11 protein-coding genes are annotated in these 11,396 nt (G+C 48.5%); 6 read left to right on the top strand and 5 right to left on the bottom strand.

Translation table 11 applies throughout. The features are described 5' to 3' along the window. Nucleotides 1-7: 7 nt before the first annotated feature. Nucleotides 8-1,039: an ABC transporter ATP-binding protein gene (locus tag ACN0R1_RS03560; RefSeq protein ID WP_417580001.1), complete on the bottom strand. Its 1,032-nt coding sequence runs from the start codon at nucleotides 1,037-1,039 to the stop codon at nucleotides 8-10. Between the two features lie 254 nt (nucleotides 1,040-1,293). Between ACN0R1_RS03560 and ACN0R1_RS03565 the strand changes: the two genes are divergently transcribed. Beyond that, the gene (locus tag ACN0R1_RS03565; protein WP_417580003.1) at nucleotides 1,294-1,998 is read left to right on the top strand and encodes a GntR family transcriptional regulator; all 705 of its coding nucleotides are present in this window, start codon (nucleotides 1,294-1,296) and stop codon (nucleotides 1,996-1,998) included. Nucleotides 1,999-2,211: 213 nt separating this feature from the next. Further along, a complete protein-coding gene (locus tag ACN0R1_RS03570; protein ID WP_417580005.1) occupies nucleotides 2,212-3,330 on the top strand; it encodes a beta-ketoacyl-ACP synthase III in 1,119 nt (372 codons plus the stop codon). Between the two features lie 40 nt (nucleotides 3,331-3,370). Here the strand turns inward: ACN0R1_RS03570 and ACN0R1_RS03575 are convergent, their stop codons facing one another. After that, on the bottom strand, nucleotides 3,371-4,300 hold the full coding sequence (locus ACN0R1_RS03575) for a 2-hydroxyacid dehydrogenase (RefSeq protein WP_417580007.1): 930 nt from the start codon (nucleotides 4,298-4,300) through the stop codon (nucleotides 3,371-3,373). Between the two features lie 156 nt (nucleotides 4,301-4,456). Here ACN0R1_RS03575 and ACN0R1_RS03580 point away from each other — a divergent pair, with 156 nt between their 5' ends. From ACN0R1_RS03580 to ACN0R1_RS03595, 4 genes are all read left to right on the top strand, one after another. Further along, nucleotides 4,457-5,077, top strand: coding sequence for a LysE family translocator (locus ACN0R1_RS03580; RefSeq protein ID WP_151056122.1), 621 nt, complete (start codon nucleotides 4,457-4,459; stop codon nucleotides 5,075-5,077). Nucleotides 5,078-5,106: 29 nt separating this feature from the next. Then, entirely contained in the window at nucleotides 5,107-5,433 is a 327-nt protein-coding gene (locus ACN0R1_RS03585) for a hypothetical protein (RefSeq protein ID WP_417580009.1), read from the top strand. Nucleotides 5,434-5,638: 205 nt separating this feature from the next. Then, the gene (locus tag ACN0R1_RS03590) at nucleotides 5,639-6,904 is read left to right on the top strand and encodes a DEAD/DEAH box helicase (protein WP_417580011.1); all 1,266 of its coding nucleotides are present in this window, start codon (nucleotides 5,639-5,641) and stop codon (nucleotides 6,902-6,904) included. Further along, nucleotides 6,867-7,442: a DNA-deoxyinosine glycosylase gene (locus tag ACN0R1_RS03595; protein WP_417580013.1), complete on the top strand. Its 576-nt coding sequence runs from the start codon at nucleotides 6,867-6,869 to the stop codon at nucleotides 7,440-7,442. The genes ACN0R1_RS03590 and ACN0R1_RS03595 overlap by 38 nt, the downstream gene beginning before the upstream one ends. 227 nt (nucleotides 7,443-7,669) lie before the next feature. Here the strand turns inward: ACN0R1_RS03595 and ACN0R1_RS03600 are convergent, their stop codons facing one another. Genes ACN0R1_RS03600 through ACN0R1_RS03610 form a run of 3 tightly spaced genes read right to left on the bottom strand, consistent with a single transcriptional unit; the run spans nucleotide 7,670 to nucleotide 11,396 of the window. Beyond that, the gene (locus ACN0R1_RS03600; RefSeq protein WP_417580015.1) at nucleotides 7,670-9,208 is read right to left on the bottom strand and encodes an N-6 DNA methylase; all 1,539 of its coding nucleotides are present in this window, start codon (nucleotides 9,206-9,208) and stop codon (nucleotides 7,670-7,672) included. Then, nucleotides 9,205-10,287, bottom strand: coding sequence for a PDDEXK nuclease domain-containing protein (locus tag ACN0R1_RS03605; RefSeq protein ID WP_417580017.1), 1,083 nt, complete (start codon nucleotides 10,285-10,287; stop codon nucleotides 9,205-9,207). The genes ACN0R1_RS03600 and ACN0R1_RS03605 overlap by 4 nt, the downstream gene beginning before the upstream one ends. After that, nucleotides 10,287-11,396: a hypothetical protein gene (locus ACN0R1_RS03610; protein ID WP_417580019.1), complete on the bottom strand. Its 1,110-nt coding sequence runs from the start codon at nucleotides 11,394-11,396 to the stop codon at nucleotides 10,287-10,289. Before ACN0R1_RS03610 ends, ACN0R1_RS03605 begins: the two co-directional genes overlap by 1 nt.

Consider the following 11,396-nt stretch of genomic DNA (forward strand, 5'->3'; position numbering starts at 1 on the left):
TGGTTCCTCAGCGAGTTGTTGCAGGGGTATCGAACAGATTGATAGCACTCTTTTCCCAGTGCAGCGCAACGCGCTGACCGAGACATACCAGAGATTCATTCATCCGGGCTTCGGGGAGATAGCACATCACCGTCTGGCCATCGTCCAGTCGGGTTTCCACAAAGAAGAACTGTGCCTGGAATTCGATATCAACGATGGTTGCTTCCAGACGGGTAGCTGTATTGGGTGGGGTGTAATCCAGGGGCTCGATGACCAGATGATCGGCGCGGATGGAAAAGGGTTGCTGCAGGTCGGCTGGCATTCCGTCGTTGGGCTGCAGAACATTGTGTCCACCAATAAAGTTGGCTACGAACTCGGTTCGCGGCGCTTCAAAAATATGGCGTGGGTGACCACTTTGCTCGATGCGTCCATCCGACATCACGATGGCGAGATCAGCCAAGGCAAAGGCTTCTTCCTGCGAATGGGTCACATGGATAAAGGTTAAACCGAGCTGTTGCTGTAAACTTTTTAATTCTTTGCGCATTTTTACGCGTAAGAACGGATCGAGTGCTGATAAAGGTTCGTCCAACAGCACTACATCCGGTCGGCAGATCAACGCCCGTGCCAGAGCGATGCGTTGTTGCTGTCCGCCTGAGAGCTGCCCGGGCAACTTGTCGGCAAATGCACCCATGTTGACCAGCTCCAGCATTTCTTCAGCGGCACGATGACGTTCCGCCTTGCCCTTGCCTGCGATTTTCAAGCCATAGGCTACGTTGTCCCGACACGAAAGGTGCGGAAACAACGCGTAGTTCTGAAACATCATGGCGGTGCCGCGCTGGCGTGGCGACAAGGCGGTCACATTGCGATTGTCGAGCAGGATGTCGCCATCGGAGACATCTTCATGCCCGGCGATCATCCGCAAGGTGGTGCTTTTGCCACAACCACTAGGGCCCAGCAAGCAACAATAGCTGCCACCAGGCACCTTGAGGTTGATGCCATCGACAGCCAGATGACCGTCATAAAACTTGCTGGTTTTGATTAATTCAACCGAACCCGCCATACTGTAATTCTCACAAATTGTTAACAATTAATGATAGATATAGTGCAAGGTGGGTGCCAGATTACTTAAACACTTAATAAGCGTCTGACTTCATACAATTTTTATCAATTTCCATTGTGTTTATGCGGTATTTTGAATATATATAGTAATCATTGCGGGCTTCAAAAATGCTTCGTTTTGGGCGCGTAAGTAGGGTTACTGCACAGGTTCGGTGCTTTAAAGAATGAAAGATTGTTAATAATATTGGAGCAAAAATGAAACCCACCAATAAATCGTCCGAGATCGAACGCATCGTCACTACCATTGCCCGGGCCGTGGCTGAGCAACGGCTGCCACCCGGCACCCGGCTGATTGAAGCGCAATTGGTGAGCAGTCTGAAGGCCAACCGCAACCACGTTCGTTCGGCTTTGCAGCAACTGGCACTTCGCCGCATCGTTAGCATCGAGCCCAACCGGGGTGCCAGCATCGCCCAGCCCTCCGTTGAAGAGGCCCGGGCAGTATTTACTGCGCGGTCGGTGATTGAACGTGGCATTATCGAAATTCTGGTGAGTAGCGTGCAGACGCTTGATATATCGCGGCTGAAGAAACAGCGCGACAAGGAACAATCGGTCATTCGCAGTGGACCGCGAGAAGCCATTATTCGCGAGTCTGGTCAGTTCCACCTGCTATTGGCGAGGCTTGCCGGTAACTCTGTGCTGGAAGAAATGCTGAATGATCTGATCACCCGTAGCTCACTGATCATTTCCCTGTATCAGAAAAACAACGACCTTCAATGTGGTTGCGATGAACATAGTGACATTATCCGGGCGATCGAAGAGCGTGATTCGGGCAGGGCAGTACAGTGTATGAGCCACCATCTGAAGGATATTGAGATGGATCTGAACCTGGCGTTCTGGGAAACTCGAACAGTAGATTTTCGTCACGTTTTTGAAACAGATACTGAGTCAGAACTTACCTGAAGGTGGATGAATAGCCCAATACCCTTGCCACAAGCCTGAAACTGTTGAGCGGTATTACCCTGAGCTTGGTGATCTCATAGCGGCAACTTCGATCTTTGGCTTTCGAGACTGGATTTAGCTTCTAGCATGCAGGACAATGCCTTAGCGTCCTGATCTGATAATAATAACAGGTAGGATGAAGACTCGTGATCAAGCCTGACTGGAGTGCCCCGTTTGAATACCGTAATCAGTGGCGTTGGCCTGTATACCCCAATAGATGTTATCAACAATGACGAACTCGTCGAATCGTTTAACTGTTATGTGGCGGACTATAATACGCGCCACAGTGCAGGTATAGCGATCGGTGAAGTAACTGAACTGCAACCCTCTTCATCGGCTTTTATCGATAAAGCCTCAGGCATTCTTAGCCGCCATGTGATGGATAAGCAGGGTATTCTTGACCCTGAGCGCCTCAAACCTTTCATTGCTGCGCGCGATAATGACAGCTTAAGCGTGCAAGCTGAAATGGCGGTGCAGGCGGCGGCTCAAGCATTGGAAGAGGCTGGATTAACTGGTGCCGATCTGGATTGCGTCATTGTGGCCTGTTCCAATCTGCAGCGCGCCTACCCGGCGGTGGCCATCGAAGTGCAGCAGGCTTTGGGTGCCGGTGGCTTTGCATTTGATATGAATGTCGCCTGCTCGTCTGCCACCTTTGCCCTGCAGTTGGCTAGCAATACCATTCAGGCGGGTAACGCCTCGCGCGTGCTGGTGGTAAACCCGGAGATCTGTTCTGCGCATCTGAACTACCGTGATAGAGACAGCCATTTTATCTTTGGTGATGCTTGCACCGCGATGATTGTTGAGGCAGCTGAATTGGCCAGTGCAGCTAATCAGTTCAGCATTGTGGGCACCCGGTTGAAAACGGCCTTCTCCAATAACATCCGCAACAACTTTGGTTTTCTGAGCAAATGTGAGGACCGTGATCCGGACTCAGCCGATACCTATTTCGTGCAGCAAGGGCGCAAGGTATTCAAAGATGTGGTGCCGATGGTCGCTGAGCTGCTTATTGATCATCTTGCTTCGCTGAATCTGTCAGCTTCGGAGCTGCGCCGTTTGTGGCTGCATCAGGCGAATATCAATATGAACAGCCTGATCGCACGCAAAGTGCTGGGACGTGACCCTGAAGCGCATGAAGCGCCGACTATTCTGCATGAGTTTGGTAACACCAGCTCAGCGGCCTCCATTATTGCGTTTCAGCGTTTTCGTGAAGGCTTGGAGGCGGGTGATCTGTGTCTGCTCAGCTCGTTCGGGGCGGGGTATTCGGTCGGTTCAGTGATTCTGCGAAAAGTGTGAAGGGCCTGACGCATCAGGCCCTGGTGCGTTTGTAGTCGTATTAATACCCGCGTTGGCGATCAACCTGTCCGCTGATGCTTTCGCCCGCTTGCAGTGCTTGCAGTTTCTCGGCTATCTGACGGATGGTTTCTTCACGCAGCGTAGGTGCCGAAATATGCGGTGTCAGGGTGATCTGTGGGTGTGACCAGAAGGGGTGTGTTTCTGGCAGAGGCTCCTGCTCGAACACATCCAGCACCGCATGCAGTAACTGGCCCTCATCCAATGCGGCCAGCAGGTCATCTTCATTCAGATGCTGTCCACGGCCGACGTTAATGAGCACGCTCTGCGGTTGTAACTGCGATAGCAGTGACTGATTGAGAATGCCCTGGGTTTCCGCTGTCAGTGGCAGGGTGTTGATCAGGATGCGGGTTCTGCCAAGGAAACTCGCCAGTGCGTCCTGACCACTGAAGCTTTCGACACCTGGAAAGGTTTTGGCCTGACGGGTCCAACTGGCAACAGGGTATTCCAACAATGCCAGTGCCTGAGCGGCTTTGTTGCCGATCTGTCCCAATCCCAACAGACCAATCGGCCAGTCTTTACGGCGGCAGGGCGCTTGCATTTTCCAGTATTTATCTTGTTGCTGTTGACGATAAATCGGCATGGCACGGGTGATTTCGGCTATCTGGTGAACCAGGTATTCAGCCATCTGTGCCGACATGCCGGCATCTTCCAGCCGGTAAATGGGTAATGCATCCGGTAGGGCAGGAAGCTTAAGCAAGGCATCTACACCGGCTCCCAGGTTGAAAATTGCCTTGAGTCCAGGTTCATTTTCAAATAGTACCGCTGGGGGTTGCCACACCAGCGCATAATCGGCTTGTTGCGGTGGCATATCATCCTGCCATGCGATGAGTTCAGCATCGGGCAGGGCCGCCTGCAAAGGGGTGATCCAGCGCTCGGGGCGCGGATCAGGGGATACAAACAGTATTTTCACGTGACCTCCTGAGTTCTGCCTTGAGTGTATAAGGGAAGTCAGAGCAATGCATCCCCGCTATCAGCCAATTTGTCATCATGACGAAATTTTAACCCAGTAGGCTCAAGGCTTGGTTTACACTGTTTTCTTTAGTTGAAGTACGGCGAGCACCCACTCATGAATCTGGCTATGTTGTCTGTTTTTATTCCTACATTTTTCTTTGTCTCTGTGACACCGGGCATGTGTATGACCCTGGCGATGACGTTGGGCATCACCCTCGGTGTTAAACGAACCCTGTGGATGATGTGGGGAGAAATGCTCGGTGTGGCACTGGTCGCTTTGCTCGCTGTACTCGGTGTGGCGGCGGTGTTGTTGACCTACCCCGGTTTCTTTCAGGTATTTAAGTGGATTGGTGGTGCGTATCTGATCTATGTGGGAGTACAGATGTGGCAGTCGCGTGGCCGCATGGCCATTCCGGAAACTGCTGCTGTGCGTCAGACTGTGTCAGCCTGGCAGTTGTTTATGCAGGGGTTTGTGACAGCCGTGGCTAACCCCAAAGGCTGGGCTTTCCACGTGGCGCTGTTGCCGCCTTTTATCGATCAGAGTCAGCCGCTGGTACCGCAGTTATCCTTGTTGTTGGGTATTATTGTGCTGCTGGAACTGGTTTGTATGCTGATTTATGCCGGTGGTGGTAAGGCTTTGCGCTTGTTCCTGCAGCATGCTCACAATGTGCGTCTGCTTAATCGGATTGCGGGTAGTTTGATGCTGGGTGTTGGGGTTTGGTTGGCTGCTTTTTGATGGCTTAGCCTGCTAAGGTCATTGGGTCTGTGTCATGCAGGGGTGGTGGTATCGCTTTGGTGCGACACGCTTTTCGCCGTCCTGGCCGCTCGGCTGTCGCCATCCATGGCGCCAGACGGTCACTCCAAAGCGATACCACCACCCCGCCCACAGTCCTCTGCCAAATCAACTTCACGCTGGCACCCATCTTTGGTGGGGGGGTGATGGGATCGGGTTTGGCTGACCCTGTGCGCCAGGACGGCGCACTGGAGCCCCCAGGGATGGGTTCACGGCGAGTCAGACAAACGCCGACCCCATCAGCCCCAAACCCACGACAATCCCATGAAAAAGATGCTTTGTCTGGCCTGATGCGATAAACTGCCGCCAACGAGCCGTCCGACGTGACGGCTTTTTTTGTTGGCAGGGTGTTTGACCGGAATTTCGACGGCCCTTTCCTGCATCAGGCCAGTTGGCCATACTGCTGTTAGCGCAACGATGAAACCTGTTCCGGTGTTTTTAATCCGCCAGCTCTTTTTCAAGGTTGGATGCGCGAATTCGGCGATTTAACCAAGAGATGATTTAATGAGTTTTGCCACACTGGGGTTATCTGACTCCATTCTGAAAGCAGTAGTTGAACAAGGCTACGATACACCTTCCCCGATCCAGAGCCAGGCCATTCCGTTGGTGCTAGCAGGCAAAGACCTGATGGCAGCTGCGCAAACGGGTACAGGAAAAACAGCCGGTTTTACCCTGCCGATTCTGGAACGCTTAAGCCAGGGTAAGCCAGCGACGGCTAACCAGGTACGCACCCTTATTTTAACCCCGACACGTGAATTGGCCGCTCAGGTTGCTGAAAGTGTGAGCACTTATAGCCGCTATCTGCCATTGCGCTCGGCTGTCGTGTTTGGTGGTGTAAAAATCAATCCGCAGATGATGAAGCTGCGCAAGGGTGTAGATGTATTGATCGCCACACCGGGTCGGTTGATGGATTTGTATAAGCAAAATGCAGTGCGTTTTGATCAGCTCGAAGTACTGGTACTGGATGAAGCCGACCGGATGCTGGACATGGGCTTTATCCATGATATCAAGCGCATTATGGCGATCCTGCCTGCCAAGCGTCAGACGCTGATGTTCTCGGCAACCTTCTCAACTGAGATACGTAAACTCGCCAAGGGTTTGCTCAATGATCCGCAGGAAGTGTCGGTAACCCCGTCGAATGCCGCCGCACCTAGTGTTGAGCAGTGGATCAGTCCGGTGGATAAAAACCAGAAAGCTGGCTTGTTATGTAACTTGATTCATCAGGGGAAATGGCAGCAGGTGCTGGTGTTTACCCGTACCAAACATGGTGCCAACAAGCTGACCAAACAGCTGGAATCTAACCATATTACCGCTATCGCTATTCATGGTAACAAGAGCCAGAATGCGCGTACCAAAGCCCTGGCTGATTTTAAAGCCGGTGAGGTGCGGGTATTGGTGGCAACGGATATTGCGGCGCGTGGTCTGGATATTGATCATCTACCCCATGTGGTTAACTATGACCTTCCAAATGTGCCGGAAGACTATGTGCACCGTATTGGTCGTACCGGACGTGCCGGAAAGGTCGGTATAGCTGTGTCACTGGTGTGTGCGGATGAACTGGATCACTTGCGTTCGATTGAACGTCTGACCAAAAAAGTGCTGGAGCGTCGTGTGGTAGCCGGTTTTGAGCCGGTTCACCCTTTACCTGATTCCAGCCTGGCTGCACCCAGACATAAACCTCAGGGTGCCAGGCGTAAACCCGCAACCGGGCACCGTGATGGTGTGCGTTCAGGTGAGCTGGCTCGAGGTCATCGACCCGCGCGTCGATAACGTCTATTCAATGGATAAGCTACCAGTTATTCAAGGGTTCCCACCCTTAGTGGCTGAAGGGGCACGGGTCCTCATTCTCGGCAGTATGCCAGGTGAGGCTTCGATTCGTGCCCAGGCTTATTATGCCCACCCCCGCAACACCTTCTGGCCGATCATGGCCGAACTCTTCGAATTTGATTTGACCTTACCTTATGCGCAGCGAGTGGCTGAACTACAGGCTCGCGGTGTGGCTGTCTGGGATGTGTTACAGGCCTGTCAGCGACAGGGGAGTCTTGATACAGCCATTTGCCTGACTTCAGAAGTACCCAATGATTTCGAGCGTTTTTTTGAGTGCTATCCACAAATAGACTCGGTATTTTGTAATGGTGAAAAAGCCTGGAAGAGCTTCAACCGGCATGTGCTCAAGCCTTTGGCGTTGGAATCATTGAACTGTCAGCGCTTACCCTCTACCAGCCCGGCTCATGCCAGCCTGTCTTTTCAGGCGAAACTGGATGCATGGCAAGTTGTGGCAGATGCCTTAATAAGCAGGCAGCCATAATTCAGCGGCTATTCGCATTATTTCCAGTCATTGTTTTGGTCATGCGAAAGTGCACCCACCATTTGCGTGCGTTGTTCGGTTAATCCGGCGGTGTCGAGTATGTTGTCGATACGTTGGTGCAGGCTTTGCGTTAACATTGCGAACAGGGCTGCCAATACACGGCGATTTTGTTTCAGGCTTCAATAGTTAAATTGAGAAAGGGGCCTAGGCCCCTTTCCTATTAATGACTACTTATTTGTCCCTAATCCAACAGCAACATCTCTAAACGCTGCCAGAGCAGCTTCCAAATGATCGATGATTTCTTGTTGAAGTATCTCTGGTGGAGGAAGATTATCTAGATTATCCAAACTGTCATCTTTAAGCCAAAACACATCAAGGCTGGCTTTGTCGCGGTTAATTAGTTCATCGTAGCTGTAATACTTGAAACGCTCGGTCTCTTTGCGAACATGGCGATTTTCAGGGTTGTAGCACTGAATAAAATCTTTGAGATCACTCAACATCATAGGGCGTTGTTTTAGCGTGAAGTGCTTATTGGTTCTTAGGTCATAAAACCAAATACTTTTGGTGTGCACCTTTTCATCACGAGGTGCGTTATCAAAAAACACCACGTTTGCTTTTACGCCATTGGCATAAAAAATCCCTGTTGGTAAGCGTAAAATAGTGTGTACGTCACAGTTATTTAACCACTTACGGCGTATACGTTCGCCTGAACCGCCTTCAAATAATACGTTATCAGGTAATACGACCGCTGCTTTGCCTGTATCCTTTAAGCTCGCAACAATGTGCTGTAAAAAATTAAGCTGTTTGTTGGTAGTGGTAGCCCAAAAGTCCTGGCGCTCATAGGTTAAGGCTTCTTTGTCTTCGCCACCTTCAGCATTGGTAATCGTCATACTGCTTTTTTTACCAAATGGCGGGTTAGCTAATACGTAATCAACCTTGTCTTCACCTTTAATAGCGGTTAACAAAGCATCGGCACGGGCAACTTTAGGCTCGCCATCAATACTGCCAATATTGTGTAAAAACAAATTCATTAAACACATGCGACGAGTTGAAGGCACAATCTCATTACCAACGAAGGTCTCATCACGTAAGAACTTCACTTGGTCTTTGTTAAGCTTTGATTTAGCAATCGTGCTGGCGTTATCTTTAGCGGGGTTCCAGTGGTTCATGCCTTTTTCAATCCACTGCTTATCGCCATAAGCAATCCAATCACTGGCGCTTAAAAAGAAGCCGCCTGTACCGCAAGCAGGATCTAAAATTGTTTTCTTAGGCTCAGGGCGCACACATGCTAGCATGGCATCAATTAACGGGCGCGGGGTAAAGTACTGACCAGCACCACTTTTAGTATCTTCGGCGTTCTTTTGCAGTAAACCTTCGTATAAATCGCCTTTGGCATCGGCATCAAGGCTGATCCAGCTCTCTTCATCAATCATTTTGACAATGCGCGACAACTTAGCTGGGTCGGGGATTTTGTTCTCAGACTTATAAAAGATAGCGCCCAGCATACCCGGGGCATCCGCGAGTTTTTTTAATACCCTACGGTATTGGTTTTCTAGTGTTTCACCGGTTAGACCTGTTAATGAATCCCAGTTGTAGTCGCTCGGTACTTTGGTATCACGTGAGTAAGGGGGCTGCGAGTATTCGTGAGCCATTTTTAAAAACAGCAGGTAGGTTAACTGTTCTAAATAGTCACCATAACCAACACCGTCATCACGCAAGGTATGACAATAATTCCAAACTTTTTGAACCAATGCGGGTGCATTCATTTTTTACTATCCAAATCTGATTGACTGCACTCAGAACTACGGCTGTCTATGGGGGATGAATTATACCGATTTTTGGCAGAATTAATCGCATCTTGTAAACGTTGATGCAATACTTCCCGTTTTGGTAGCACCGCCAAGTATTCAGCCACGTGAATGCCCACTTCATCCATTTCCAGCAATTCGATTTGCTCTTGGTTTTTTTGTGCGCACAAAATAATACCCAGCGGTGCTTGCTCGCCCGCTTGGCGTTCATGTTTATCTAGCCAACGAAGGTACAGCTCCATTTGGCCTTTGTAGTGGGGCTTGAATTTGCCTAGCTTTAAATCAATGGCCACTAAGCGCCTGAGTTGGCGGTTATAAAACAATAAATCGATATAAAAATCATCACCATCAAGCTGAATGCGTTTTTGCCGAGCAATAAACGAAAAACCAGAGCCAAGCTCAAGCAAAAACTGCTCAAGCTCACGTAAAATGGCATCTTCTAAGTCTTTTTCAAGGTAATGGTCATTCAGCCCTAAAAAATCTAACACGTAAGGATCTTTAAGCAGCATGTTGGGTGATATATGCTTCTGCTCAGCTAATTGTTGTAACTCAAGTTTGATGGTTTCAACAGGTTTTTTTGACAACGCCGTTCGTTCAAACAACATACTGTCGATACGCTGACTCAGTGTGCGCACACTCCAGGTTTCGGTTACGCACATTTGCGTGTAAAACTCACGAGCCAGAGGATCTTTTAAGCTGATCAATTGCCTAAAATGGCTCCAACTCAATTTTGCACACAGTGTGTGCAAAATCTGTTGCTCTGGAAATTGTTCATTAAGCTGCATCATGTAAGCGATGTTGCGTGCACTCCAACCTTTACCAAAGGTTTGCGTAAGATGCTGGGCTAAATTGGCAACTATTTGTTTGCCATATTCGGCACGTTCACCCTTTAATAGCTCTTGATTGATACGCTGACCAATTTGCCAATACATTTTGGTTAGAGAGGCATTGACTGCCACTGCTGTTTGTTGCTTGGCTTGGGTGATTAAGGTTTGGATATCTGAAAACAGTTTGGGTTCGATAGTAAGTTTTGACATTAAGCGGCCTCAATATCTTGAATTTCTTGTTGCCCTAGAACAGCTAGTCTTACCAAGCTAACAATAGAAGGGTTATTTTCATCATATTTTTGCAACAGAAATTCAAAGACTAAGGGCTCTAGAAAGCCAGCAAGGCCAATGTTTGGATTTTCAGCTTTATCTTCTTGATAATTAGCTAGTTGCTGTCTAATTTGATTAGAAGTAAGATCATTGCCTATATATCCACGCTTCCTGTTTTTACGGCATTTTTCTGAGAAGGACCACAACCATTTGCTAAAGTACTCATTCAATATATCTCGCTTATAGCGTGTGCGGATATCAAACACTGAATCCCAAGTTTCAGCTTCCTCGGTGTTAGTAAGAAAATCAATATTCCAATCAAATTTAATAGGTGAGCTATCTTCGAAAATTATTGTTTGGTTTAAGGTGATTTTAGGTTGTGTACAGTTGTAAGGGTCAAAGGCTTTTCTTGAACCACTTTGGATAACATCTTTATCTTTTTTGAAATCACGATTACAACAACGACACATCGGAACTAAATTTCTTAAGTTAGCGGCGCAAAATGGATAAATACTTTTTGCCAGATAATGATCTTGGTCTTGCGCTGTTTCTGCAGGGTTCATTACTCTTTCTATCCCACAAAACGGACAGATCTTATCTGTTAAACTGGCAAATATAATGCTGTATTGACCAGCCCTGACATCTAAATCAGTCAGCTTTTTAAAACAAAATACAAATAAGTCTTTTGCTTTTTCATGGATCACAGGGTGAGTTTGGCTTATCACCTTTGGCTGCAAAGTTCTATTTAATAAATTTGCAATTTCATTCTGACTCACCAGCGTGGCCAAAACCATGTTGCGATCAGTTTGGTCAAGATTGGCATATGCGTCTTTAAAAGAAAATAGCCGATCTTTTACTCCAGACAACCCAATTAGCCTATCCTTTTTTTTTCCTGTAAGTCGCTCAGAAACAAGATCAAACCAAGTGGATTGCTTACTTTTTATAGTTTCACCGATACTTAATTTATCGTGGACATCCTGAATTATTCCAATAATAGCATCGTGTAACCAATTATCCGCAGTAGCAGCAATAGGATAACTTCTTAACAT

The organism is Nitrincola sp., from assembly GCF_048264025.1.
GTDB lineage: Bacteria > Pseudomonadota > Gammaproteobacteria > Pseudomonadales > Balneatricaceae > Nitrincola.

Excerpts from the sequence above, each read along its gene's own strand:
- ACN0R1_RS03610 (WP_417580019.1), bottom strand. The coding sequence starts at position 11,396 with ATGTTAAGAAGTTATCCTATTGCTGCTACTGCGGATAATTGGTTACAC.
- ACN0R1_RS03590 (WP_417580011.1), top strand. The coding sequence starts at position 5,639 with ATGAGTTTTGCCACACTGGGGTTATCTGACTCCATTCTGAAAGCAGTA.
- ACN0R1_RS03560 (WP_417580001.1), bottom strand. The coding sequence starts at position 1,039 with ATGGCGGGTTCGGTTGAATTAATCAAAACCAGCAAGTTTTATGACGGT.
- ACN0R1_RS03580 (WP_151056122.1), top strand. The coding sequence starts at position 4,457 with ATGAATCTGGCTATGTTGTCTGTTTTTATTCCTACATTTTTCTTTGTC.
- ACN0R1_RS03600 (WP_417580015.1), bottom strand. The coding sequence starts at position 9,208 with ATGAATGCACCCGCATTGGTTCAAAAAGTTTGGAATTATTGTCATACC.
- ACN0R1_RS03565 (WP_417580003.1), top strand. The coding sequence starts at position 1,294 with ATGAAACCCACCAATAAATCGTCCGAGATCGAACGCATCGTCACTACC.
- ACN0R1_RS03605 (WP_417580017.1), bottom strand. The coding sequence starts at position 10,287 with ATGTCAAAACTTACTATCGAACCCAAACTGTTTTCAGATATCCAAACC.